At 60.8% G+C, this 24,005-nt stretch carries 22 protein-coding genes; 14 read left to right on the top strand and 8 right to left on the bottom strand.

Annotated features, from left to right (window positions below; translation table 11 throughout):
• Window positions 1–52: 52 nt before the first annotated feature.
• Window positions 53–2,329: a TonB-dependent receptor gene (locus tag AC07V4_RS21005; RefSeq protein ID WP_492638034.1), complete on the top strand. Its 2,277-nt coding sequence runs from the start codon at window positions 53–55 to the stop codon at window positions 2,327–2,329.
• 51 nt (window positions 2,330–2,380) lie between these two features.
• Here AC07V4_RS21005 and AC07V4_RS21010 read toward each other — a convergent pair whose 3' ends face one another.
• Window positions 2,381–3,307, bottom strand: a complete 927-nt coding sequence (locus tag AC07V4_RS21010) for a LysR family transcriptional regulator (protein WP_492638033.1) — start codon at window positions 3,305–3,307, stop codon at window positions 2,381–2,383.
• Window positions 3,308–3,417: 110 nt separating this feature from the next.
• Here AC07V4_RS21010 and AC07V4_RS21015 point away from each other — a divergent pair, with 110 nt between their 5' ends.
• Window positions 3,418–4,917 (top strand): CoA-acylating methylmalonate-semialdehyde dehydrogenase, encoded by a 1,500-nt coding sequence (locus tag AC07V4_RS21015; RefSeq protein WP_492638032.1) that lies wholly within the window; start codon window positions 3,418–3,420, stop codon window positions 4,915–4,917.
• 84 nt (window positions 4,918–5,001) lie between these two features.
• Here the strand turns inward: AC07V4_RS21015 and AC07V4_RS21020 are convergent, their stop codons facing one another.
• Both AC07V4_RS21020 and AC07V4_RS21025 read right to left on the bottom strand, forming a co-directional pair.
• Window positions 5,002–6,267 carry a carbohydrate porin gene (locus AC07V4_RS21020; protein WP_492638031.1) on the bottom strand — a complete coding sequence of 422 codons (1,266 nt, stop codon included), beginning with the start codon at window positions 6,265–6,267 and terminating at the stop codon, window positions 5,002–5,004.
• Window positions 6,268–6,321: 54 nt separating this feature from the next.
• A complete protein-coding gene (locus tag AC07V4_RS21025) occupies window positions 6,322–8,730 on the bottom strand; it encodes a glucose/quinate/shikimate family membrane-bound PQQ-dependent dehydrogenase (protein WP_492638030.1) in 2,409 nt (802 codons plus the stop codon).
• Between the two features lie 487 nt (window positions 8,731–9,217).
• On the opposite strand from AC07V4_RS21025, the gene AC07V4_RS21030 reads away from it, so the two are divergent.
• Together AC07V4_RS21030 and AC07V4_RS21035 are read left to right on the top strand one after the other, a co-directional pair.
• Window positions 9,218–10,069, top strand: a complete 852-nt coding sequence (locus tag AC07V4_RS21030) for a P-loop NTPase family protein (protein WP_431752633.1) — start codon at window positions 9,218–9,220, stop codon at window positions 10,067–10,069.
• 2 nt (window positions 10,070–10,071) lie between these two features.
• Entirely contained in the window at window positions 10,072–11,112 is a 1,041-nt protein-coding gene (locus AC07V4_RS21035; RefSeq protein WP_492638029.1) for a GGDEF domain-containing protein, read from the top strand.
• Window positions 11,113–11,114: 2 nt separating this feature from the next.
• Here the strand turns inward: AC07V4_RS21035 and AC07V4_RS21040 are convergent, their stop codons facing one another.
• From AC07V4_RS21040 to AC07V4_RS21050, 3 genes are read right to left on the bottom strand one after another with little or no spacing between them, the layout of a single operon-like run.
• Window positions 11,115–11,717: a glutathione S-transferase family protein gene (locus AC07V4_RS21040; protein ID WP_492638028.1), complete on the bottom strand. Its 603-nt coding sequence runs from the start codon at window positions 11,715–11,717 to the stop codon at window positions 11,115–11,117.
• Between the two features lie 30 nt (window positions 11,718–11,747).
• A complete protein-coding gene (gene mug / locus AC07V4_RS21045) occupies window positions 11,748–12,281 on the bottom strand; it encodes a G/U mismatch-specific DNA glycosylase (protein WP_492638027.1) in 534 nt (177 codons plus the stop codon).
• Complete coding sequence (locus AC07V4_RS21050; protein ID WP_492638026.1) at window positions 12,278–13,144, bottom strand: LysR substrate-binding domain-containing protein; 867 nt, start codon at window positions 13,142–13,144, stop codon at window positions 12,278–12,280. Before AC07V4_RS21050 ends, mug begins: the two co-directional genes overlap by 4 nt.
• 134 nt (window positions 13,145–13,278) lie before the next feature.
• On the opposite strand from AC07V4_RS21050, the gene AC07V4_RS21055 reads away from it, so the two are divergent.
• From AC07V4_RS21055 to AC07V4_RS21080, 6 genes are all read left to right on the top strand, one after another.
• On the top strand, window positions 13,279–14,328 hold the full coding sequence (locus tag AC07V4_RS21055; RefSeq protein WP_492638025.1) for an agmatine deiminase family protein: 1,050 nt from the start codon (window positions 13,279–13,281) through the stop codon (window positions 14,326–14,328).
• Window positions 14,325–15,206 (top strand): N-carbamoylputrescine amidase, encoded by an 882-nt coding sequence (gene aguB / locus AC07V4_RS21060; protein ID WP_492638024.1) that lies wholly within the window; start codon window positions 14,325–14,327, stop codon window positions 15,204–15,206. Before AC07V4_RS21055 ends, aguB begins: the two co-directional genes overlap by 4 nt.
• Window positions 15,203–16,285 (top strand): extracellular solute-binding protein, encoded by a 1,083-nt coding sequence (locus tag AC07V4_RS21065; RefSeq protein ID WP_492638023.1) that lies wholly within the window; start codon window positions 15,203–15,205, stop codon window positions 16,283–16,285. The genes aguB and AC07V4_RS21065 overlap by 4 nt, the downstream gene beginning before the upstream one ends.
• Window positions 16,286–16,351: 66 nt before the next feature.
• Entirely contained in the window at window positions 16,352–17,452 is a 1,101-nt protein-coding gene (locus tag AC07V4_RS21070; protein ID WP_492638022.1) for an agmatine deiminase family protein, read from the top strand.
• 44 nt (window positions 17,453–17,496) lie between these two features.
• Window positions 17,497–18,330 carry a glutathione-dependent disulfide-bond oxidoreductase gene (yghU, locus tag AC07V4_RS21075; RefSeq protein ID WP_431751690.1) on the top strand — a complete coding sequence of 278 codons (834 nt, stop codon included), beginning with the start codon at window positions 17,497–17,499 and terminating at the stop codon, window positions 18,328–18,330.
• A gap of 63 nt (window positions 18,331–18,393) precedes the next feature.
• A complete protein-coding gene (locus tag AC07V4_RS21080) occupies window positions 18,394–19,356 on the top strand; it encodes a Dyp-type peroxidase (RefSeq protein WP_492638021.1) in 963 nt (320 codons plus the stop codon).
• Window positions 19,357–19,412: 56 nt separating this feature from the next.
• Here the strand turns inward: AC07V4_RS21080 and AC07V4_RS21085 are convergent, their stop codons facing one another.
• Complete coding sequence (locus AC07V4_RS21085; RefSeq protein ID WP_431751687.1) at window positions 19,413–20,285, bottom strand: undecaprenyl-diphosphate phosphatase; 873 nt, start codon at window positions 20,283–20,285, stop codon at window positions 19,413–19,415.
• A 180-nt stretch (window positions 20,286–20,465) separates the two neighbouring features.
• Here AC07V4_RS21085 and AC07V4_RS21090 point away from each other — a divergent pair, with 180 nt between their 5' ends.
• From AC07V4_RS21090 to AC07V4_RS21100, 3 genes are all read left to right on the top strand, one after another.
• Window positions 20,466–20,972 (top strand): GNAT family N-acetyltransferase, encoded by a 507-nt coding sequence (locus AC07V4_RS21090; RefSeq protein ID WP_492638020.1) that lies wholly within the window; start codon window positions 20,466–20,468, stop codon window positions 20,970–20,972.
• 186 nt (window positions 20,973–21,158) lie between these two features.
• Complete coding sequence (locus AC07V4_RS21095; protein ID WP_492638019.1) at window positions 21,159–21,431, top strand: CopG family ribbon-helix-helix protein; 273 nt, start codon at window positions 21,159–21,161, stop codon at window positions 21,429–21,431.
• Window positions 21,419–21,712, top strand: coding sequence for a type II toxin-antitoxin system RelE/ParE family toxin (locus tag AC07V4_RS21100; RefSeq protein ID WP_492638018.1), 294 nt, complete (start codon window positions 21,419–21,421; stop codon window positions 21,710–21,712). The genes AC07V4_RS21095 and AC07V4_RS21100 overlap by 13 nt, the downstream gene beginning before the upstream one ends.
• Before the next feature lie 4 nt (window positions 21,713–21,716).
• On the opposite strand, the gene AC07V4_RS21105 is transcribed toward AC07V4_RS21100, so the two are convergent.
• Window positions 21,717–22,715, bottom strand: a complete 999-nt coding sequence (locus AC07V4_RS21105) for an NAD(P)H-quinone oxidoreductase (RefSeq protein WP_492638017.1) — start codon at window positions 22,713–22,715, stop codon at window positions 21,717–21,719.
• A gap of 173 nt (window positions 22,716–22,888) precedes the next feature.
• Between AC07V4_RS21105 and AC07V4_RS21110 the strand changes: the two genes are divergently transcribed.
• A complete protein-coding gene (locus AC07V4_RS21110; RefSeq protein ID WP_492638016.1) occupies window positions 22,889–23,956 on the top strand; it encodes an NAD(P)-dependent alcohol dehydrogenase in 1,068 nt (355 codons plus the stop codon).
• Window positions 23,957–24,005 lie beyond the last annotated feature (49 nt).

Genomic DNA, 24,005 nt, shown 5'->3' on the forward strand with positions numbered 1-24,005 from the left:
TACGGAAACCTAGTGAATGCACTTCAATACTTCGCATCGAAAGGAATCCAGCATGTCGGAACACGGCCGCCCAACTCGCGCCCACCCTGATTTATCCCAGGCCACACCGCGTACTTTCCCGTTTACCTTGAACCGCACGTTCTCCGCCGTGCAGATGGCCTTGCTGCTCGGTTTGAGCGGTGGCTCGCTGGCAGTGTCGGCCGCGCCTGAACCGGAGCCGGCCACCCAGGCCCGGGCCGAAGCGGAAAAGAACAGTCTGGTGCTGTCGGAAACCACCATCGAGGGCGAGCGGCTCGCCACCGACGACCTGCCACCTGCGTACGCGGGGGGGCAGGTCGCCACGGGCGGTCGTATCGGGCTGCTGGGCAACAAGGACTTCATGGAAACACCGTTCAACGCCATCAGCTACACCGATGAGTTCGTGCGCAATCACCAGGCCAAGGACATCGGCTCGGTGATCGGCGCCACCGACCCGTCGGTCAACGTGCCGTCCAAACGGGCCATCCTCGAAACCTTCTTCATCCGCGGCTTCAACACCAGCGCCAACGACATCACCTTCAACGGCCTGGCCGGCATGGCGCCGAACCTGCGCGGTTCGACCGAACTGGCCGAGCGCATCGAAGTGCTCAAGGGCCCGTCTGCGCTGCTCAACGGCATGCCGCCTGATGGCAGCGTCGCCGGTAGCATCAACATGGTGCCCAAGCGCGCCGCCGACGAACCGCTGACGCGGATCACCACCAGTTACGAATCCAACGGGCTGTACGGTGCCCATGCTGACGTGGGTCGACGTTTTGGCGAGCAGAACCAGTTCGGTATCCGCTACAATGGCGTGTACCGCGATGGCGACACCAACGTGGACGACCAGCAGCAAAAGATGCAACTCAACGCCTTGGGCCTGGACTGGCGCACCGAGCGCGTACGCCTGTCCCTGGACGCTTACAAGCAGCGTGAACGTCTGGATGGCGCCAACTATTTCGGCATTTTCGGCATCTCGCCGACGGTCAATAAAGTGCCCAGCCCGAAGAGGGGCAACAACTCCCTGGCGCCGGACTGGGCCTACACCATCAACGACACCGAAACCGTGTTGATCCGTGGCGAGGCCGACCTGAATGACTCGCTCACCGCGTTTGCCGCCTATGGCCAGCGCGACGGTGGCCGTAATGCCCTGATGACCCGTGACACGCTGATCAACAACGCCGGAGACATCAACGTGCTGGCTTATCGCTCGGACGGGCAGGGTACGCAGAAGTCCGGTGAAGCCGGCCTCAAGGGCACTTTCGATACGGGTCCGGTAGGCCACGCCTGGTCGTTGGCCGCCACCCAGTACAAGTCGGAGATGAGCTACAAGGACTTGATGATCCCCAACTATGTGGTCACCAACTACAACAACCTCGACTTCGGCCCAACACCGCCCCTGGGCAAATACGGCGCCGTCACCTCCCGCAGCGAAGCCAAGCTGAGAAGCTTTGCGTTCCTCGACACCCTGTCGTTCCTCGATGGCCGTGTGCAATGGACCGTGGGCTGGCGCAACCAGACCGTGGAAAGCGCCAGCTTGACGCCGGCCCGGGTCAAGACGTCCCGCTACAGCGACAGCAAGGTGTCGCCGGCGACGGCGTTGCTGGTCAAGGTCACCGACGATGTTTCGCTCTATGCCAACTATATCGAAGGTCTGTCCCAAGGCGGCACGGCACCCACCAGCGCTGCCAATTCGGGTGAAATCCTCAGCCCTTACCAGACCAAGCAGTATGAGGTCGGCGCCAAGTTCGACCTGGGCACCTTCGCCACCACGCTGGCCGTGTTCCAGATTGAAAAACCGAGCGCCTACACCGACCCCGTCACCAATATTTACGCCACCAACGGCGAGCAGCGTAACCGTGGCGTGGAATGGAGTTTCTTCGGTGAAGCCCGACCCGGCCTGCGTCTGATGGGCGGTGCGTCCTATACCCAGGCGGAGCTGACCAAGGCGTTGGTCAAATCCAACGAAGGCAACCAAGTGACCGGCGTACCGAAGATCATCGCCAAACTGGGCGCCGAATACGACCTGGAGATGGTGCCGGGGCTGACCCTGACCGCCAACACCAACTACGTTGGCAGCCGCTACGTCACCGACGACCACCGCATGGAGTTGCCGTCCTACACCGTGTTTGATGTGGGCGGCCGCTACACCACCAAGGTCATGTCCAAGCCAGTGACCTTGCGCGCCAATGTCGAGAACGTGGCTAACCGCGCCTACTGGATCGGTTCGTACAACGGTGGCGACGGGAGTGGATTGTCCGGTGGCCTGGGTACGCCACGTACCCTGCAACTGTCGGCTTCGGTGGACTTCTAACACTTAACCCAAGCGTGGATGCGTCCAGGGACGCCCCCACGCTTGGCGGTTTCAACGCTGCGAAAATCCCCCCGACAATTGCGTCTTCAGATAGCCGACCAACGCGCTCACCGACTTCGGTACATGGGGCGAGTACGGCCTGATCAAATAAATCTCATCGGCAAACACGCCTTTGAGCGTCCAGTCCTTGAGCACCTGCACCAACGTGCCGTTGGCCAACGCGGCGTGCGCACTGAAATCCGGGAGCAGGGCGATGCCCAGGTGGTTGAGCGCCGAGTCGCGCAGGGCTTCGCTGTTGTTGGTGGCAAAGCTGCCGGCGATGGGCACGGTGAGGCGTTCGGCGTTGCGCTCGAAGGTCCAGGCCGGTTGGTCGGCACCCCGTGGGTAGAACAGGCAGTTATGTGCAGTGAGGTCGCCGGGTTCGCGCGGTTCGCCGTGGCGTTGCAGGTAATCTCGGGTAGCCACCAGCACCGAAGCGGTGTCGCACAGTTTCCACGCCACATGGGTCTCCGGCACCTGGAAGCCATGGCGCACCGCCAGGTCGTAGCCTTCGGCCGCCAGCGAACTCAAAGCGTCGGACACATCCAACTGAATGCGCACCTGCGGATAAAGTTGCAGAAACTCCGATAGATGCGGCACCAACTGCTGCCGGGCAAATGCCACCGGTGCGGTGAGGCGTACCAGGCCGCGAATCTCTCCGGCCGAGTCGCGCACCGAGGAGAAGCTGCGAGCGATCTGTGCGTAGGCGCTGCGCACTTCCCGGGTCAACGACAGCCCTGCATCGGTCAGCCGTACACTGCGCGTGGTACGGGTGACCAGCCGGGTGCCAGTGGCTTTTTCCAGGTCTGAGATCCGTTGGCTGACCGCGGACTTACTCACGCCCAAGCGCGCCGCAGCGGCGGTGTAGGTGCCTTGTTCTTCCAGCACCGACAGCCAATGAATATGGGTCCAGAGCCCCTCGATCTCGGCTTTTTCCATGATTGTATTGTTCGCCAATGTGGACAATAAGTTCTGGATTTTGCTCTGGTTCGGAACAAATCGAAAGCCTATCGTGACTTCCATCGCAACCGACCTGGGATTCCACTGCCATGACGAGCACCATCGAGCACTACATCAACGACCAGCGCGTGAGCCGCGATGACCGTTATCAGGATGTCTTCAACCCGGCCACCGGCGAAAAGACCGGGCGTGTCGCCTTGGCCAGCCGCCAGACCGTGTCCGAAGCCGTCGCCGCTGCCCAGGCCGCCTTTGCCGGTTGGGCCGACACCCCGCCAATCCGCCGTGCCCGTGTGCTGTTCGAGTACCTGCACCTGCTGCGTCAGCGCAAGGATGACTTGGCACGCATCATCGTCGCCGAGCATGGCAAGGTCTTTACCGATGCCCAGGGCGAAGTCGACCGTGGTATCGACATACTCGAATTCGCCTGCGGCATTCCCAACCTGCTCAAGGGCGAACACTCCGACCAGGTGTCCCGTGGCATGGACAACTGGACGATGCGCCAGCCCCTGGGCGTGGTGGCTGGCGTGACGCCGTTCAACTTCCCGGTGATGGTACCGATGTGGATGTACCCGATTGCCATCGCCGCGGGCAACACCTTCATCCTCAAGCCGAGCCCGACCGACCCGAGCGCTTCGCTGTTCATGGCCGAGCTGCTGCGCGAAGCCGGCTTGCCCAAAGGTGTGTTCAACGTGGTGCAGGGCGACAAGGAGTCCGTGGACGCGCTGATCGAACACCCGGACGTCAAGGCTGTGAGTTTTGTCGGCTCCACGCCGATTGCCCAATACATCTACGAAACCGGTGCCCGTCACGGCAAGCGCGTACAAGGCTTGGGCGGCGCGAAAAACCACATGGTGGTGATGCCCGACGCGGATATCGAAAAAACCGTCGACGCCCTGATGGGGGCCGCCTACGGCAGTGCCGGCGAACGTTGCATGGCGATCTCGGTGGCAGTGCTGGTGGGTGATGTGGGTGATAAAGTCATCGCCGCCTTGACCGAGCGGGCCAAGCAACTGCGCATCACCGATGGCCGCGATTTGAAGGCCGAGATGGGCCCGATTGTGTCCCGCGCCGCACTGGAGCGCATCAGCGGCTACATCGAACAAGGTGTACAAGCCGGTGCACAATTGCTGCTCGACGGGCGTGACTATGTGCCCTCTGAAGCCGGCCTGGAAAACGGCTTCTGGCTGGGTGCCACGCTGTTCGACCACGTGACCCAAGAGATGAGCATCTACCGCGAAGAAATCTTCGGCCCGGTACTGGCCTGCGTGCGGGTGAATGACTTCGGCGCAGCGATCAAGCTGGTCAACGACCATGAGTTCGGCAACGGCGTCAGCTGTTTTACCAGAGACGGCAACATCGCCCGTGAGTTTGCGCGCAGGATTGAAGTCGGCATGGTCGGCATCAACGTACCGATCCCGGTACCGATGGCGTGGCACGGATTTGGTGGCTGGAAGAAGAGCCTGTTCGGCGACATGCACGCCTACGGCACTGAGGGTGTTCGCTTCTACACCAAGCAGAAGTCGATCATGCAACGCTGGTCGGAGAGCATCGAGCAGGGCGCGGAGTTTGCGATGCCGGTGTCCAAGTAATCCAAGGCTAGTAGTTCAACTGTGGGAGGGGGCCAGATCTTCTATCAAGCCGCCTCCCTGTCTTATTTGATCGTGCTCAGACCCTCAGAACACCGCCTTGACCTGCAAACCCAGCACCAGCGCATTGTCGATGTTCTCGCCTGAAAACGCTCCCGGCTCGATGATGTATTGCACATCCGGGCGCAAGGTCAGCCACGGCGTGGCCTGGTAGCCGTAGCTAAGCTCGATCAATTGCTCGGCATTGTTCAGGTTGGGATAGTCCGTCCCCGCATTGAACGCTGCCAGTTCCTGCACATCGCGGCTGCGCGGGTTGGGCACGGCGCGTCCATACCCCAGGGCCAGAGTGTCTCGCGGCCTGCCTTCGAACGGTTTGTACAGCACCACCCCGGCGCCATACCACTTGCTGAACGGCGACGCCGCTTCGCTGGCTGCCGAGTATTGGCCGAAGGCATGCAGCACGCGGCCGGCCGAGGACTCGGAAGCCCACACCGCCTGGTCGATCAGCAGGTAATGACCGCCGCGCCCGTTGACCTCCTGGTTGCTGCCGATGCGCTTCACGTTGGAGCTGTCGTAGTAATAACCCAGCTTGTACTCACCCGGCAGGCGGCCTGCGTGCTTGTACACCAGCTCGATCGGCACCACGGTCCCGGTGGTGTGCTTCGGGTCCAGGCGCCAGGCGCGGCTGGAGTTGCCGTTGCTTTCCGGGTCCACATTGAACGCCGCGACGCGCAGTTGCCAGTTGGGTGAGAGGTCGTATTTCACCCGCGCACCCAGGCGCGCATTCGGGTAGTTGGTCCAGCCGCTGCCACCGGACATGTTCAGCGGGTGGCCGCAGAAACCGGCGTTCATGAAATTGCACAGGATGCCGCTGTCCAGGCCACCGAGGTCATTGCCCATGGCCATGTAGCCGAGCTTGACGTTGAGGGCCGGGGTGAACAGCGTACGCTCGTAGCTCAGTTCGGTTAGGCGGGTGTAGAGGCCGCCGTAGTTTTCCTGGATCGGCAGGCGGTTGCCCACCAAATCCTCGGAGGCGCTGTTGCCGCGACGATCGTTGATGGTCAGCTGGATGCGGTCGCCGTTGGTGAAGCCGTAGAGTTTGCCCAGGTCGAATTGCACGCCGAGTTTGATGTTCTGCGAGTAGCGCGCCGAGCGGTGTTGGCCGCCGTCGGCGTTGTAGGCGGTCTCGCCGCTGTAGTCGCCGGTAAAGCGGATGCCTTGCTCGTCGAGTTCACGGCGCAGGCCGCCCCAGTCACCGGTCAGGGTGGTGTCGTCGGCTTGAACGGGCAGGGCGGCGCCAAGGGCCAGGCCCAGCAACAGGCGCCCAAAGGAAATGTGAGAAGCGGGGATCATGCAGGTTCTTCCGTGCAAAATGGCGCGGTGCAGGGGCACCGCGCCAAGAAAGGGTTAAGGCAGGGCGTAGGCGATCACGTAGTCGCCACGGTCGGTGGACTGGCGCGCACCGCCGGCGGTGATGACCACGTACTGCTTGCCGGTTTTCGGCGACACGTAGGTCATCGGGCCGCCTTGGCTGCCGACGGGCAGGCGGGCTTTCCAGATCTCGTCACCATTGCCGCTGTTGAAGGCACGCAGGTAGAAGTCCTGGGTGCCGGCAATGAAGATCAGGCCGCCTTGGGTCGACAGCGTACCGCCGAGGGTCGGCAGGCCGATCTTGATTGGCAGGTGCATGCGGATACCCAGTGGGCCGGTGTCTTCTACGGTACCCACCGGCACTTGCCACGCGACTTTCTGGGTCTTCATGTCGATCGCGGTCAGAGTGCCGAACGGCGGCGCCTGGCACGGAATACCGGCCACCGACAGGAAGCGGTTTTTGTTCACAGCGTACGGAGTGCCCTTGAGCGGTACGGCGCCCATGCCCGTGTTGAGTGCTTCGCCACCGGACGAGGCCTGGGCCTTGTTCTGCGACGGTATCATCTGGATCCACAGGCCCAGGCGCATGTCGTTGACGAAGATAAAGCCATGCACCGGGTCGGTGGAAATACTGCCCCAGTTCATGCCGCCCAGGGAGCCCGGAAAGCTCAGGGATTTATCGGTGCCCGGCGCGGTGTACAGACCGTCGTAGCGCATGCCCTTGAAGTCGATGCGGCACAGCAGTTGGTCGTACGGCGTGGCGCCCCACATGTCCGACTCGGTCAGGGTCTGCGCGCCGATCTGCGGCATGCCCACCGATTTAGGCTGGGTCAGCGAGTAGGGTTCGTTGGGGATGTTGGCGGCCTTGACCGGTACTTCCTTGACGTCGGTCAACGGTTTGCCGGTGGCACGGTCGAGCACATAGATCTGTCCGGCCTTGGTGCCGATTACCACGGCAGGTACAGCCTTGTCGCCACCCGGTGGGGTGAAGTCGATCAGGCTGGGTTGCATCGGCAGGTCGAAGTCCCACAGGTCGTTGTGGACCGTCTGGTACACCCATTTTTCCGCGCCGGTGGAGGCATCCAGCGCCAGCACCGAGGCGCCGTACTTATGGTTGAGCTGGGTACGTTCCACGCCGTAGATATCGGTGGACGAGCTGCCCATCGGCAAGAAGACGGTGTTCATCAGCGGGTCATAGGACATCGGCGCCCAGCTGTTCGGCGTGCTGCGCACGTAGGTGCTGCCGTCTGCCGGGGCTTTCTTGTCCTCAGGGTTGCCCGGATCGAAAGCCCAGCGCATTTGGCCGGTGATGACGTCGAAACCACGGATCACACCGCCTGGCATGTCGGTCTGCACGTTATCCGCCACGCGGCCGCCGACCACCACGGTGGTGCCGGCCATCAACGGCGCGGAAGACAATTGGTAGTAGCTGTCCGGCACATCACCCAGGCCGGCTTTAAGATCCACCTGTCCGTGGGTGCCGAAGTCTTCACAGAATTTGCCGGTGTCGGCATCCACGGCGATCAGGCGCGCATCGATGGTGTTGGTCAGCAGGCGGCGCTGGCATTGCGCACCGGCCGGCACGCTGGCCGCGAGGATCGGCGAACTGTTCGGCTGGCTCGGTTGGGCAATCGGCGCGGTGGCGTCGAAATAGGCCATGCCACGGCAGCGCTGCCATACCGCCGATTTGGCGTTGACCTCGTTCTTCCACAGCTCTTTGCCGGTGTCGGCATCCAACGCGATCAGGTTGTTGTGTGGCGTGCAGATGAACACCTTGTTGCCGATCTGCAGGGGTGTCAGTTGGTCCTCGGCACCGTTGCCGTCGCTGATGGCCACGTCACCCGTGTGGTAGGTCCAGGCCACCTTGAGCTTGTTGACGGTATCGCGGTTGATCTGGTCCAGCGCGGCAAAGCGGCTGCCGCCTTCGGTATTGCCGTAGTGTGCCCAGTCTTTTTGTGCGTCGGCGGCGGCGACCGGCGTGATGCCAGGGCCTTTACCGGTTGGCGCCACGCTTGGGTGGGCGACAAACATGTTGCCTGCCGCCACCGCCACGCTCACGGCCAGCACGGCAGCGATGCCATAGGCCCCACGTGCAGGCCGGCTCACCAGCAGTGGATACACCAACGCCACAGCCACGCCGATCACGGCGAACATGAACACCCGCGAGAACAGCGGCCAGAACACCAGGCCCACATCCGCAATCGCCCACAGGGCAGTGCCCACCAGGAACGTGGCGAACAACCAGGCGCCGGCGGGTTTGCGCCGGGCGATCAGCAGCCCGGCAACGGCCATCGCCACGCCGCCGATCAGGAAGTACCAGGAACCGCCCAGGCTGACCAGTTTGGCGCCGCCCACGGCCAGTGCCACGCCGAGCAGGGCGATGATGACGCCCAGGCCCAGCAGGAGAAATCTAGAGGCGCCAGCGGCGCGCGATGCTCGTTTCATATCGATCAATGCTCGAAGGTGAGAGGCAAAGACGCGATTTTAGCAACATAAGTAACCAGTTAGTACATTGTGCGCGGTAATAGTCTTTTACCGTCTCGGCGATGATGCCCGGCTTCAGGCCCAGAGCATCATGCTGCATGGGTTGCAGATTTCTCTCGAGGGTATCGCAGAGGGCATGGTCGACAGTGCCTTGATTCGTACGTGCGCCGTCGATGAAACGTTAGCTAATTCAGCGCTTAGAGCCGCTTATTCAATAAGTGCAAGGCTTGAATGAGGAAAAATGTCACAAGAAGTATCTGGCTTGTAGGCGATCAGGACTTTGGAACAACTTTGGTAGTGATGACGTCTGGTCGGCCAATCGCTGTACATTGCGCCATCAGGCAAAGCGCCATTACCTGAAGTTCTACGACGTGATTTGTTTTGGGACCGGGTCACGGAACTTCGTGGCCGAGATCAGTGGAAGATTGTTGGTGATCAGGGCTCATTCATGCACGTCAGTTCGTTGAAGTTGGCCATCTGTCACACGGCGCAGGAGCTCGAACGCCATGTGGATTTTGAAAGTTTCATCCGGGCGCATTACACGGTGCAGTTGGGCCCCTATTCAAAACGGCCGTTTTTCTACAAGAGCGCACTCAAATACAGCCGTTTGATGGTGTCTTTTGCCTTGTTGAGTGAATACTTCTGCAAGCCGTTGCCATTATTGTCGGAGGTCAAAGCCTTTTGTGTGACGCGTGGCTATTGCTCGCGAAACAGCCTGGAGTCGATCTTTTTGTTGTTCCGCGCCCTGGGCTTCATGGACGTTGCGCCGCATCCGGAAGACAGCCGCTTCCGGGTGTATTCACCGTCGGAGGAAGCCTGCCGCGAAGTGCGTTTGATGTTGACGTCGATTACTCACTCATTGGCAGCGATGTTTCCTGATCGGGCCATCTTCCGACAACTGCACGCGTTGGATGATCAACAATTCCTGGCCACCTACTTCAAAGGTTTCGCCGTTATCCTGGCTGCCGACCTCACCGTCGATGTATTGCTGCCAGAGTGTTACTGGCTGGTCAAAAGAGATGCCGGGCATATGTTGATGCTCGCTATTTATAACGATGCCTTTGCGCCGGACAATCAACGGGCACGGTTTCGTTCATCTTCCTACCTGGCCTTGGCCAAGCAACTTTCAGTGTCGAAAACCCACGTTATCCGAGTGGTTCAGGAGGGCGTTGAAAAGGGCTACTTCAAAGTGCACTCCAAGACTCGGTTGGAAGTACTGCCGCGGTTTGCCAGCCTGGTGCGGCGGTTTATGGCTTTTTCATTTGCGGTAGGTGTGCATGCCGTTGAGATGGGAGCATAACGATGCCTGCTCACTTGAAGTTGCGGCCCCGGATGCGCCGGTTGCTTTCGCCGGCGGTCACCCAGGCTGAAGGGATAGGCATTGTGGCCTGGGCGGGTTTGCTGATGATTCATCCGGCCGTTGAGTTCGACATGGTCATGTTGATCCTCAGTGTCTGCCTACTGGTGGTTTGCCGCCTTCATCACGTCACCGAGCACTTCCACCTGTGGCGAGTGCTGGGGGTGGTTTACGTGGTGGTATTGGCGGCCGGGTTTGCCTATGTCATCGGCTTTCATGACGAGTTGCGCATTTTTGTCTTGCCGTTGGCGGTCACACTGGTCATCAGCAGCGCCATCTTGTTTATCAGTGTCCAGGACTATCTGATCTGCGCCACGTTGGTATGGCTGATCCTGTGGCCGCCGATGCAGACGGATATCTATGCCGATGCGCACACCTACCTATGGATGTTTTGCGTATCATCGGTGTCCATCGGTTTTATCCTGAGCTTTTCCTACTTGAAGAACCTGCGCTCGGTGCTGCTGGTGGAAAGCGAGTTCCGCGTGATGGCGGAGACCGATTACCTGACCTCCATCCTCAACCGGCGCGCGTTCATGCAGCGCTTCGACCACCTGCTCGCCGATGGTCAAAGCGGCTACTTCTTGATGTTGGATATCGACAGTTTCAAGACCAAGAATGACCTGTACGGCCACGATGTCGGCGACAAAATCCTGTGTGCCATGGCGGCCTGTCTGAAAAACGCCAAAGGCAGCCACAGTTTTGGCCGGATCGGCGGTGAAGAATTCGGCGTGTTGTGGTTGGGCGATGACGCGGCGCTCGCCTGCGACTTCGCCCTGGGCTTGTTGCAGGCGATCCGGCGTAGCGTCGCAGCCCCCCACAATTACACCTGCAGTGCAGGTATGGCACGCTTTTCAGCGGGGTCGGATATTTCGACGGTGCTCAAGAGTGCCGACAAGAACCTGTATGGCGCCAAGCGCAATGGCAAGGATTGTGTGTACCTAGAGGACGAGCCGGTCGCCGCACCTTCCAGTGCGACGGTGCCGTGAACCTACTCAATCGGATAGCGTTTGAACGCCGGATGCTGTTCCAGCTGCTCGGCGTGGCGTTGCAGGTTGGCAAACGCATCGGCCTGCACCACTGAGGACACAGTGAATTGGCTGAAGGACCAGGCCACTGCCGCTGTCAGCGAAGCCTGGGTGAGTGTGTCACCGCTGGTCTGGCCCAAGTGTGTGTCGAGCAGTTCAAAGGCGGCCAGCAGTTGCCCGCTGACGCGGTCGAGCCAGGGCGCGTGTTGTTTCTCGGCCGGGCGCAGGTTGTGCTCATACACGATCTGCACGCTTTTCTCACAGGCGGCCAGGGCCAGCCCGAGCAGTTGCAGGTCGCGGGCGCGGGCGGCGGGCGATGGGGGCAGCAACTTTTTGTCGTCCGGGGCCAGGGCTTCCAGGTAATCGAGGATCAGGCTCGAATCCATCAGCACCGTGCCATCGTCCAGCACCAGGGTAGGCGCCTTGACCACCGGGTTGATCTTGGAAAATTCGCTGTAGGAGCGGAACACCGAGAGCGGTTCATGGACGAAGTCCATCCCATAAAGGTCCAGGGAAATGGCCACGCGGCGTACGTAGGGCGAGTCCAGCATGCCGATCAGTTTCATGAAGCCTCCATTGCTCTCAGGGTGTTGGGCTCAAGAGAGTAAGGGCTCCGGATCGGCGTGTGCAATGACCTCACGCAACTCCCGGTAGGCGTGTACCAACTGATCCAGGCTGAACGCCAGGTTGCGCCCACTGGGGTTGGGCAGTACCCACACCGAGGCGTTACCCAGTAGCTGCGGTTGCAGCCCCCAAGCTATCTGCTTATGGCCGGACAGCGCGCTGTAACCGGCCTTGCTGAGAAATGCCACATAGCGCGGTCGACAGGCGCGGATTTTGTGTTCGAACGCCGCCGCCGCATCCATGAACTCATGCCGCGCCAGCTCACCTGCACTCGCTGTCGGCCGTTCCACCAGCGTGGTCAGGCCGCAGCGGTACTGCAACAACGTGGGGCCGTCTTCGGGGCGAATCTCATGGGGCGTGAAACCTGCCAGGTGCAGCGTGCGCCAGAAGCGGTTGCTGCGGTTGGCAAAGTGCTGGCCGAGGGCGGCGGAGCCTTTGCCGGGGTTGATGCCGCAGAACACCACGGCCAGTTGCTCGGCGAGGATGTCCTCAAGGTGATCGCTCATGCCGGACCCACCTGCAAATGGGCCAGCAACCACGCGGTGAAACGGCGCGCCATAGGGTCGTTCTCACTGTCACGATGGGTCAACAACGCCCAACTGGGCCCGCGAATAGTGGCCTCGACCAGCGGCGATAGCAATCCGTCCGCCTGGGCCTGGTGACTGAGCAATTGGCTGACCAGACCAATGCCCAACCCGGCGCACACCGCATCCAGCAACAGGCCAGGGTCGGAAAAATTCAGCCCCTGACCCTGCTGGCCCACATCGATCCCGGCTTCGACCGCCCAATGGCTCCAGTCCATTTCCCGTTCGCCATGCAAGGTAGTGCGCTGGTCGATGGGTTGCTGCAACACCTTGGGATGACAGGCCGGAAACAGTCGGTCGGCATGCAACACCTTGAAGCTGCATTCGGCCTGGGAGCTGATGTCGTCGCGCACCGCCAGGTCGATGGTCTGGCTGGCCATATCGGGCACTTCATCGGTGCTGAAGATCCACAGGTCGACCTCCGGATGCTGTTGGCGGAAATCCGCAAGCCGGGGCAGCAGCCAATGGCGGGCAAAGGTTGGCGTGGTGTTGAGCACCAGTTGATTGGGCTTGCGGTACTGCCCCAGCCGACGCACGCCCACCGCCAATTGCTGCAACAGCGCCTGGGTGGTGCTGAGGAAGTCATGACCGGCGTCGGTGAGGCTCACGCTGCGCCCGCTGCGGAAGAACAGCGGCTGCTCCAGGTACGCCTCCAGGCTGCGGATCTGTTGGCTGATCGCCGATTGGGTCAGGTGCAGTTCTTCGGCGGCCTTGTGGAAACTGCCCAGCCGGGCGGCGGCTTCAAAGCCGCGCAGGGTACCGAGGGGCGGCCAGTGATTAAGCATGCTGATAAGCTCCTCTAATCAATTTTCTACAAAATCCATCGTTTGTTTGGTGTTTTAAACCACCGTAGCATGCATGCCAAGACTCCGTGGGCAGTTTTCACTGAACACAATGACTTAACTCAAAGGTACTTGTCATGCAGCGTAATGAACATTCAAGCAATGGTTGGTGGATGCCCGCGGAGTGGACTCGACATGCGGCGACCTGGATGGTCTGGCCCCACAACCAGGCATTGTGGGAGACCACTTGGGGCGTGACCTTGCCCCAGGTGCAGCAGGATTTCGCCCGGGTGGCCAACGCCATCGCACGCTTCGAACCGGTGAAGATGATCGTCGATCCGTCGGCCCTGGCCAGTGCGCGGGCGCTGTGTGGGCCACGGGTCGAGCTGATCGAGCAGGCTGTCAACGACAGCTGGTGCCGCGACTCCGGCCCGACTTTCATCTGCCACCCGCAACAGGGGCTGGCCGGGGTGAGCTGGCGTTTCAACGCCTGGGGCGGCAAGTCCGCCCATGACCTGGATGAAAGCCTGGCGCGGCGGGTGCTCAATCACCTCGAGCTGGAGTGTTTCGGCACACCGTTGAGCAATGAAGGTGGCGCGATTCACGTGGACGGCGAGGGCACCTTGATCACCACCGAATCGGTGTTGCTCAACCCCAACCGTAACCCCGGCATGACCAAGGCTGACATCGAGGACATCTTCACGCGCCTGTTGGGTATCAAGAAAACCATCTGGCTGCCCGGCGACCCGGATTACGTCACCGGTGACATGACCGACGGCCATGTCGATGGTGTGTGTGCCTTCGCGCGCCCCGGCGTGCTGTTGGTGGATGCGACCCGCGACCAAGGCTCGGTGTATGCCGAAGTCGTGCGCGAGAACCGTCGCGCCCTCGAGTTGGCCACCGACGCCAAGGGGCGTCGCTTTGAAATGCTTGAATTGTATGAGGCCAGCGACGCGGTCGACACCGAGGCCGAGGTGTTCTGCGCCTCCTACACCAACTTCTATATCGCCAACGGCGCAATCATCATGCCGGCCTATGGCATCGCCGCCGACCAGGTCGCTGCCGAGGTATTGGCCCAGGCGTTTCCTGGACGGGAAATCGTACCGGTGCAGATCAACCATCTGGCCCACGGCGGCGGCGGGGTGCATTGCATCACCCAGCAACAACCAGAAGGAGTCGCGCTATGAGCCTGCTGACGATTGCCACCACGCAGATGCCATGCACCTGGGACTTGCCCGGCAACCTCGATCGCGCCGAGCAACTTGTGCGTGAAGCGGCGGCGCAGGGCGCCCAAGTCATCCTCCTGCAAGAGTTGTTCGCCACTCCGTATTTCTGCATCGAGCAGCAGCACAAGCACCTGGCACTGGCCGAGGAATATCGACACAGCGCTGTGCTCAAACGCTTCGCCGCCCTGGCCAAGGAGTTGGGTGTGGTGTTGCCATTGAGCTGGTTCGAAAAAGCCGGCAATGCCTTCTTCAACTCCCTGAGCGTGGCCGATGCCGACGGACAGTTGTTGGGTGTGTACCGCAAAACTCATATACCCAATGCTATTGGCTACCAGGAGAAAGAGTATTTCAGCCCCGGCGACACCGGTTTTCGCGTGTGGGACACGGCGTTCGGACGCCTGGGTATCGGCATCTGCTGGGACCAGTGGTTCCCCGAGACCGCCCGCTGCCTGGCTTTGCAGGGCGCCGAAGTGCTGCTGTTTCCCACCGCCATCGGTTCGGAGCCGGGCTGTGCCACCCTCGACTCCCGTGACCACTGGCAGATGACCATGCGCGGCCATGCCGCAGCGAACATCCTGCCGGTGGTGGCGGCCAATCGGGTCGGGCGCGAAGTGGCGACCAGCGATGCCGAGCTGCAAATGGACTTTTACGGTTCGTCGTTTATCTGCGACCACAAAGGCAAGCTGTTGGCCGAGGCTGACCGCGACTCCACTGGCGTATGGGTGCACAGCCTGGACCTGTCGGCGATGCGCGAAGAGCGCCTGACGTGGGGCATCTTCCGTGATCGTCGTCCGGACATGTACGGCGCGCTGCTGACGCTGGACGGTCGCCCATCATGAAACGACTCCTGATCTGCACCCTGGTGCTCAGTGCCACCTGCGCCTCGGCCGATGATAAAACCCTCAAGCTGTACAACTGGGCGGATTATTTCGCGGCTGACACCCTGTCCAGATTCACCGCCGAAACCGGCATCCAAGTGATCTATGACGTAATGGACGGCAGCGAAACCCTGGAAGCCAAGTTGATGGCTGGCGGCAGTGGCTACGACCTGATCTTTCCCGGCGACACCGTGGCCGAGCGCCTGATGCGCGCCGGTAGCCTGCAGCCGTTGGACCCCGCCAAGCTCACCGCGCTAAACGATATCGAACCGGGCCTGCAGCAACTGCGCAGCCACTACGTCAACTCGAACAAAGCCACGGTGCCCTACACTTGGGGCACCATCGGCTTGACCTACAACACCCAGAAGATCGAGCAGCGGTTGCCGAATGCGCCGGTCAACAGCCTGGATTTGCTGTTCAAACCGGAGAATGCCGCCAAGTTTGCCGACTGCGGTATCTCGCTGATCGACTCACCGGACGAAGTGCTGGCCGTGGTGCTCAACTACCTGGGGCGCGACCCGCGCAGCGCCAAGCGCGAAGACCTGGCCGCCGCCAGCGAGCTGTTGCTCAAGCTGCGGCCATACATCCGCAAGTTCCAGTCGCAGCCGGTGACCGACCTGGTCAACGGCGACCTGTGCCTGTCCCTCGGCTACAGCGGCGATATGACCCAGGCCCAGCGCGCCGCCGATGCGGCGGGCAAGCGGGTGACCTTCGGGTATCACATCCCGCGCGAGGGCACGACGGTGTGGATGGACACCATGGCCATTCCCGTCGACGCGCAGCACCCGGAATATGCCTACGCGTTCATCAATTTCGTGATGCGCCCCGAGAACATGGCCGCCATCAGCAACTTCACCGGTTACCCCACGGCCAACGCCAAGGCCCGCCCGTCGGTGGAAGCGCACATGCGCGACAACCCCGATATATACCCGGAGGCGACGACCTTTGAGCGACTGATTGCCGGCAAGGACATTCCCCAGGCCGAAATGCGCGCACGGATGCGTGTATGGACTAAATTCAAAACTGCAACCGTCAAATAAACCGAACGTAATGCACCCTGTGGCTACAGGGGTAGTTTCGGCTCAACACCGTACCGAGAGACAGATATGCCAACCCGTCGAACCTTCCTCAAACAAGCCAGTGTGGTCTGCGCCATGACAATGCTCACCACCCACGTACGCGCCGCCGTCAAAGGCCGTTTCTACATGCCCGACGAGGGCGAAAGACATCGCCAGGCGTTTATCGCCTTTGGCGCCCAGGACGCCATCTGGGAAGACTTTACCGCCGACGTTCAAGCCGCCCTGGGCCGGATCGCCCGGGCGATTGCCGAGTATGAACCGGTCACGGTGTTCTGCCGCGAAGACGAGCGCGCCCTGGCCGAACAGCACTGTGGCACGCGCAATATCACGTTTGTGGAAACCGAGCTGGACGATATCTGGATGCGCGACACCGGCGCCAATTTCGTCATCGACGGCACGGGCGGCCAGGGTGCGGTGGACTTCAACTTCAACGGCTGGGGCAATAAACAGCAGCACGCCGAAGATGCCTTGCTGGCCGAGCAGATTGCCGAAGAAACCGGTGCCCGCCATATCCGCAGCGAGCTGGTGGGCGAGGGCGGTGGCATCGAGGTCGACGGCCTGGGCACCGGCATCATGACCGAAAGCAGTTGGATCAACCGTAACCGCAACCCCGATTGGAGCAAGGCCGACGTCGAAGCCGAGCTCAAGGAGCGCCTGGGCCTGCGCAAGATCATTTGGCTGCCGGGCATCAAGGGCAAAGACATCACCGACGCCCATGTCGACTTCTATGCGCGCTTTGTGTCCCCTGGCGTGGTGCTCGCCAACCTCGACACCGACCCTGAGTCCTACGACCACAAGGTCACACTGGCGCATCTTGAAATCCTCAAGAACGCCACCGACGCCGACGGTCGCCCGCTGCAGGTGCACACGGTGTCGCCGCCGCTGAACCCGCGCAAAAGCAAATTCAGCCGAGGCAACGAGGACTTCGCCGCCGGCTACATCAATTATTTCGTGATCAACGGCGCAGTGATCGCGCCTGAATTCGGTGATCCGGTGGCGGATCGCAAGGCCTTGGACCTGCTGTCGCGGCTCTATCCGAACCGCAAGGTGGTGCAGCTCAATATCGACGCGATCGCGGCGGGCGGCGGTGGCATTCACTGTGTGACGAACCATCAACCTTTGGTTTAGTCTGGAGCGCTTCGTTGATCGCAAGCGCCTCTGGAGCACTCAGCATGACCGATTACGTACCTGCGAAAGTCTGGACCTGGGACACCGAAAATGGCGGCACTTTTGCCAGCATCAACCGGCCCATCGCCGGTGCCACCCACGATAAGGAACTGCCGGTAGGCAAGCACCCGTTGCAGCTGTATTCCCTGGCCACGCCCAATGGGCAGAAGGTCACGATCCTGCTGGAAGAACTGTTGGCCTTGGGGCATGCCGGCGCTGAATACGACGCGTGGCTGATCAAGATCGGCGACGGCGACCAGTTCGGCAGTGGCTTCGTGGCGGTCAACCCGAACTCCAAGATCCCGGCCTTGATGGATCGCAGTGGTGCTACGCCGATCCGGGTGTTTGAGTCGGGGGCGATCCTGCAGTACCTGGCGGAGAAGTTCGGCGCGTTTTTCCCCACTGAGCCTGCGGCTCGGGCGGAATGCTTGTCGTGGTTGTTTTGGCAGATGGGCAGCGCGCCTTATCTGGGCGGGGGCTTCGGGCACTTCTATGCGTATGCGCCGAGCAAGATGGAATATGCGATTAACCGGTTCGCCATGGAAACCAAGCGTCAGCTGGATGTATTGGATCAGCGTCTGGCGGTGAGCGAGTACATTGCCGGCGATGAGTACACCATCGCCGACATTGCGATCTGGCCTTGGTACGGTGGTTTGGTCAAAGGTCGGTTATATGGCGCGGCAGAATTTTTGTCGGTGCATGAGTACAAGCATGTACAGCGTTGGGCTGACGCCATTGAGGCGAGGCCTGCGGTGCAGCGCGGGCGGCGGGTGAATCGGGTTTCGGGCGAGCCTGCCGAGCAGTTGCCTGAGCGGCATGATGCGAGTGATCTGGACTGAAAGTCAGACATGATCTGCTAATCTGCGCGGGTTCACTCCATTCTTAGCCTGTGGATCACCATCATGAAGACCTGCCCTGTACAGCCGCCCCTAGAGCCGCAGTCCGTTTGCCACCCGATCACCAGCAGCGCGATTTTCATGGTCGCCACCCTGGCACCCGGTAATGTCGACACGGTGCGTGCCTGGTGCGCGGACATCGCCGGCCTGGTGCGCTCGGTGGGCAAGCGTGTGCCGTCGGGTAATCTCTCGTGTGTGTGCGGGTTTGGCTCGCAGGCGTGGGACCGGCTCTTCGGCGCGCCTCGCCCGGCGGCCCTGCATCCGTTTCGCGAGTTCGGTGTGGAAGGGCGCAAGGCGGTGTCCACGCCGGGCGATATCCTGCTGCATATCCGCGCCGACCAGATGGACCTGTGCTTCGAACTCGCCACCCAACTGATCGCGGCCCTAGGCGACAGCGTGAAAGTGGTGGATGAGGTCCAGGGTTTCCGCTACTTCGATATGCGCAGCATCATCGGGTTTGTCGACGGCACCGAAAACCCGGTGGGGCGCAAGGCCGAGGCGTTCACGATTGTTGGCGACGAAGACCCGGATTTCAGCGGCGGCAGCTACGTGCTGGTGCAGAAATACCTGCACAACATGGCGGCCTGGAATGGCTTGACGGTGGAAGCTCAGGAGAAGGTGATCGGGCGTACCAAGCTGTCGGACATCGAGCTGGATGACGAGACCAAGCCCACCAACTCCCATAGTGCGTTGACCGTGATCACTGACGAGAACGGCGAAGAAGTGAAGATCCTGCGCGATAACATGCCCTTCGGCCGCCCGGGCGCCGGGGAGTTCGGCACCTACTTTATCGGCTATGCACGCTCGCCGCAGCCACTGGAACTGATGCTGGAAAACATGTTCGTCGGTCGTCCCGTGGGTAATTACGACCGTTTGCTGGACTTTAGCACCGCCGTCACCGGTGGCCTGTTTTTCGTGCCCTCAGCCGACCTGCTCGAAGAGCTGGCCGACCGAAGCGGTGGGCTATAAGACAACACAGTCAAATGTGGGAGAGGGGCAAGCTTCCTCCCACATTTGATTGTGTGTCAGCTCAAGAGCCCAGTACTGACCGCCACAATCAGGAACACACCCAACAGCGCGCGGTAGATCACGAACGGCCAGGTGGAGAACCGCTCCAGGAACTTCATCAGGCCCCAGATCGCAAAGAACGCCGACACACTGGCAACCACCAGGCCGAAGATCAGGTGTGACCAGGCATGGGCCGGCATCTCGGCATGCAGCAGCACCCACAGTTCTTTCAAACCGGCGAGGGCGATGGCCGGCAGACCCAACAGGAAGGAAAAGCGTGCGGCTTCTTCACGCTTGAAGTTGAGGAACAGTGCGGCGGTCAGGGTGGAGCCCGAACGCGAGACGCCCGGAATCAATGCGCCAATCTGCGCAACACCGACGATCAACGCATCACGCAGGCGCATTTCGCTGACTTCCCGGGTATGGCGGGCGCGTACTTCGGCCAGCGCCAACAACACAGCCATCACCACGCAGGAAATACCGATCACCATCAGGCCGCGCAACGGCGAGTTGCAGGCGTTCAGGGTGGAAGACAGCGCCAGGCCAGCGATGCCAATCGGGATGGTCGCCAGCACGATCGCTACCGCCAGCTTGAACCAACGGTCACTGTAGTCACCCCGGCGTACCGCACTGATGCTGCCGGTGGTCACCTGGCGGACATCGCGCCAGAAGTAACTGACCACCGCAGCCAGCGCCGCCAACTGCATCGCCGCAGAGAACGCCGAGCCGGGGTCTTGCCAGCCCAGCAAGGCAGGTACTACACGCATGTGAGCGGTAGATGACACTGGCAAGAGTTCGGTGATGCCCTGGATCACACCCAGGATGAAGATCTGCAGGTAATCCAGGGAGGCGAAACCCACATCCAGGCCGGCGGTACAGACGTTTGTCAAGATAGATATCCTTGAGGGAAAGGAGGGGAGCAGACAAAGTTTATTCTAAATGTTTCAGGATTTTGGCCAGGGCAGGATAAATACGCAACCGGTTCAGCAAACAGAAAGGTTGGGCAATGTATTGGCCTGTCCCAGGGTTTTGTGAACAATGGCGCCCTGCGTTTTTTCACTGAGAACCTCATGCCTGAAACCACCGTCGAATTGATCCAGACCGGCCCTGAAGACGCCGAGTTGATCCGCAATCTCTACCAGTACTACGCCTACGAGTCCTCCGACTGGGAACAGGAAGATGTCGAAGTGGATGGCCGTTTCTACATCCACGACGAACACTTGGCCCGTTACTGGCAAGACCCGCAGTGGAGCGCCAACCTGCTGCTGGTGGAGGGTTACATCGCCGGTTTCCTGTTGATCGAAGGCAGTGAGCTGCCGGGCATCGACGCCCTGGAACTGGCCGACCTGTTCATCCTCAAGCGCTACCGCCGCAAAGGCATCGGCCGCGCCATCGCCTCCCAGGTGCTGTGCAGCGGCGAGAGCAATTGGCTGGTGCGTTTCTATGACCAGGATGAAGCGTCCCAGGCGTTCTGGCGTACGGTGCTGGATAACCTGCCGCGCCCAGTGCAGACGGTTGAGCTGGACGATGATCCGCACTTGGTGAACTACCTGATCACGCGGGTGGCGCTGCATTGAACGCCTGTTGACGTTTTCTGCCGACGCACTGAACTGAAAGTATTGATTGGCTGATCTGAGGGTTATATGCATTCAGCCCTGAGGCGCATGCACGTCGTCAGGTCCTGATAACGGAAATAGACAGGCCAAGTCGCGCTTGCTAACGTATCAAAAGGTAATACCTATGAATAACGGAGGGTATGCACCATGGCCACGTCCATCAAAATTGACGATGACTTGAAACATCGTATTCAGTTGCTCGCTGGTGCTCGGCAACGTACAGCCCACTGGATCATGCGTGAAGCGCTCTCTCAATACGTCGAGCGAGAAGAAGCGCGTGAGAGTTTCAAGCAGGAGGCGTTGTCTTCCTGGAAAAGCTATCAGGAAACCGGTCTGCACTTGACCGGTTCCGAGACTCGGGCCTGGCTTGATACTTGGGGAACTGATCAAGAATCGGAGCCACCCAAGTGCCACGATTGATCATCACGGCGTCGGCACTGGCAGGGCTGGAACGTTGTCGGCGCTTTTTGACAGAGAAAGATCAACACGTGGCGCGTAGGGCTGCTCAAATAATCAATAGCCAATTGCTGCGCTTGGAGGCTGATCCCAACATTGGCCGGCCCTATGACGAACTACCTGAATTACGAGAGTTGGTCATCGCTTTTGGTGACGCCGGCTATGTGGCGTTATACCGCTTTATCCCCGCAGAGTCGGTGGTGTATGTATTGGCCTTCCGACATCAACGAGAAGCGGGATACTGACGCGTCATACCACCCGCAATACAATCTTGCCAATATGATCCCCACCCTCCATCCGCGCATGGGCCTTGTCAGCCTCGGTGTAATCAAACACCTGGTCGATCATCGGCGTGCAACGCCCGGCTGACAGCACCGGCCACACGTGTTCGCGCAACTGGTTGGCGATGGCGGCTTTCTCGTCCTTGGTGCGCGAACGCAACAGTGAGCCGGTGATGTTGGCGCGCTTGGACATGATGGTCAGCAGGTCAACGTCATGGGCCTTGCCGCCGCCGAGGAAGCCGAGCATCACCAAGTGGCCTTCCATCGCCAGGGCCTTGAGGTTGTTGTTGAGGTAGGAGGCCCCCATGATGTCGAGCACCACATTCACCCCTTGGCCGCCGGTTTTTTCGGCGATGACCTGGGCGAAATCCTGCTCGCGATAATTGATCGCCTCGGCTCCGAGCCCGGCGATGGCCGCGCATTTGTCGGCACTGCCGGCGGTGGCGAAGGCTTGGATGCCGAATTCGCGGCACAGCATCAACGCGGTCGTCCCGATGCCGCTGGTGCCGCCGTGGATCAATGCGCGCTGGCCTTTTTGGGCACCGCCCAGGCCAAACAGGTTGGCCCAGACCGTGAAGAAGGTCTCGGGGATAGCGGCCGCATGAATCCAGTCCATACCCTCAGGAACCGGCAGCGCCTGGCTGGCAGGCACCGCGCAATACTGCGCGTAGCCACCACCGTTGGTCAGGGCACAGACCTTGTCGCCGAGGGCGTATTCATTCACGCCATCGCCCAATGCAACCACTTCACCCGCCACTTCCAGCCCGGGAATCGGGCTCATGCCGGGTTTCATCGGGTACCTGCCGGCACGTTGCAAGGCGTCGGGGCGGTTGACCCCGGCGGCATGCACGCGGATCAGGATCTCGCCGGGACCCGCCACGGGTACGTCGGCTTGACGCGGTTGCAGGACTTCAGGGCCACCGGGTGTGGTGATTTCGATCAGGGTCATTGTTTGAGGCAGTGTCATGTGAGCATTCCTGTAGCGATGAGCCTATGGGTTGGGACTGTGCCGTGCGCTCGTCGGTTCAGGGGCATTCTAGGCTAAACCGGACGAAGGGTCTGTGCGGATGAACGCGTTTGAACGGTGGCGCGTCTATGCTGGTCCACTGACTTCAACCGTCAGATCAACAGGTGAACCAAATGGCCAAGACTTACAGCTACGCCGCGCGGGATTCCAAGGATTCACTCAAGCCTTTCACCTTCGAACGTCGTGCGCCAGGGGCGGATGACGTGCAGATCGATATTCTCTACTGCGGCGTGTGCCACTCCGATCTGCACACCGCGCGCAACGAGTGGCACAACACACTTTACCCGTCGGTGCCCGGCCATGAAATTGTCGGCCGTGTGACAGCGGTAGGCGCCAATGTACAGAAGTTCAAAGTCGGCGATCTGGCCGGTGTCGGTTGTATGGTCGACAGCTGCCAGCACTGTGCATCCTGCGCCGAGGGCGAGGAGCAGTATTGCGAAAACGGTTTTACCGGCACCTACAACGGCCCGGTATTTGGTGGCGAGAATACCTTCGGTGGCTACTCGGACAACATTGTGGTCAAGGAAAAGTTCGTGCTGCGAATCTCCCACGGCGATGCCAACCTGGCGGCTGTGGCACCGCTGTTGTGCGCGGGCATCACCACCTACTCACCGTTGCATCATTGGAAGGTCGGCCCCGGCAAGAAAGTCGGCGTGGTTGGCCTGGGCGGTCTTGGTCATATGGCGGTGAAGATCGCCCATGCCATGGGCGCGCATGTCACACTGTTTACCACCTCGCCCAACAAGCGCGAAGACGGCCTGCGCCTGGGGGCCGACCATGTGGTGGTGTCGAAGAACCCGGACGAGATGGCCAAGGTCGCCAACAGCCTGGACTTCATCCTCAACACCGTCGCCGCGCCACATGACCTGGATGCCTTCATCAGCCTGCTCAAACGCGACGGCACCATGACCCTGGTGGGCGCGCCCGACAGCCCGCACCCATCGCCTGCGGTGTTCAACCTGATCTTCAAGCGCCGCAGCCTGGCCGGCTCGTTGATCGGCGGTATCCAGGAAACCCAGGACATGCTGGACTTCTGCGCCAGGCACAAGATTGTCTCGGACATCGAGATGATCGATATCCAGGGCATCAATGAAGCCTATGAGCGCATGCTCAAGGGCGATGTGAAGTATCGGTTCGTGATCGATATGGATAGCTTGAAGAAGCAAAACCACGCCGCCTGAAAACACTGTAAACCCAATGTGGGAGGGGGCTTGCTCCCGATGACGCTGG

This window comes from Pseudomonas sp. GW821-FHT03A09, from assembly GCF_059421065.1.

Coding starts and splice junctions, on each gene's coding strand:
- AC07V4_RS21070 (WP_492638022.1), top strand. CDS start 16,352: ATGCCAACCCGTCGAACCTTCCTCAAACAAGCCAGTGTGGTCTGCGCC.
- AC07V4_RS21055 (WP_492638025.1), top strand. CDS start 13,279: ATGCAGCGTAATGAACATTCAAGCAATGGTTGGTGGATGCCCGCGGAG.
- AC07V4_RS21010 (WP_492638033.1), bottom strand. CDS start 3,307: ATGGAAAAAGCCGAGATCGAGGGGCTCTGGACCCATATTCATTGGCTG.
- AC07V4_RS21020 (WP_492638031.1), bottom strand. CDS start 6,267: ATGATCCCCGCTTCTCACATTTCCTTTGGGCGCCTGTTGCTGGGCCTG.
- AC07V4_RS21030 (WP_431752633.1), top strand. CDS start 9,218: ATGCACGTCAGTTCGTTGAAGTTGGCCATCTGTCACACGGCGCAGGAG.
- AC07V4_RS21065 (WP_492638023.1), top strand. CDS start 15,203: ATGAAACGACTCCTGATCTGCACCCTGGTGCTCAGTGCCACCTGCGCC.
- AC07V4_RS21050 (WP_492638026.1), bottom strand. CDS start 13,144: ATGCTTAATCACTGGCCGCCCCTCGGTACCCTGCGCGGCTTTGAAGCC.
- AC07V4_RS21035 (WP_492638029.1), top strand. CDS start 10,072: ATGCCTGCTCACTTGAAGTTGCGGCCCCGGATGCGCCGGTTGCTTTCG.
- yghU (WP_431751690.1), top strand. CDS start 17,497: ATGACCGATTACGTACCTGCGAAAGTCTGGACCTGGGACACCGAAAAT.
- mug (WP_492638027.1), bottom strand. CDS start 12,281: ATGAGCGATCACCTTGAGGACATCCTCGCCGAGCAACTGGCCGTGGTG.
- AC07V4_RS21090 (WP_492638020.1), top strand. CDS start 20,466: ATGCCTGAAACCACCGTCGAATTGATCCAGACCGGCCCTGAAGACGCC.
- AC07V4_RS21105 (WP_492638017.1), bottom strand. CDS start 22,715: ATGACACTGCCTCAAACAATGACCCTGATCGAAATCACCACACCCGGT.
- AC07V4_RS21095 (WP_492638019.1), top strand. CDS start 21,159: ATGGCCACGTCCATCAAAATTGACGATGACTTGAAACATCGTATTCAG.
- AC07V4_RS21080 (WP_492638021.1), top strand. CDS start 18,394: ATGAAGACCTGCCCTGTACAGCCGCCCCTAGAGCCGCAGTCCGTTTGC.
- AC07V4_RS21015 (WP_492638032.1), top strand. CDS start 3,418: ATGACGAGCACCATCGAGCACTACATCAACGACCAGCGCGTGAGCCGC.
- AC07V4_RS21005 (WP_492638034.1), top strand. CDS start 53: ATGTCGGAACACGGCCGCCCAACTCGCGCCCACCCTGATTTATCCCAG.
- AC07V4_RS21110 (WP_492638016.1), top strand. CDS start 22,889: ATGGCCAAGACTTACAGCTACGCCGCGCGGGATTCCAAGGATTCACTC.
- AC07V4_RS21025 (WP_492638030.1), bottom strand. CDS start 8,730: ATGAAACGAGCATCGCGCGCCGCTGGCGCCTCTAGATTTCTCCTGCTG.
- aguB (WP_492638024.1), top strand. CDS start 14,325: ATGAGCCTGCTGACGATTGCCACCACGCAGATGCCATGCACCTGGGAC.
- AC07V4_RS21040 (WP_492638028.1), bottom strand. CDS start 11,717: ATGAAACTGATCGGCATGCTGGACTCGCCCTACGTACGCCGCGTGGCC.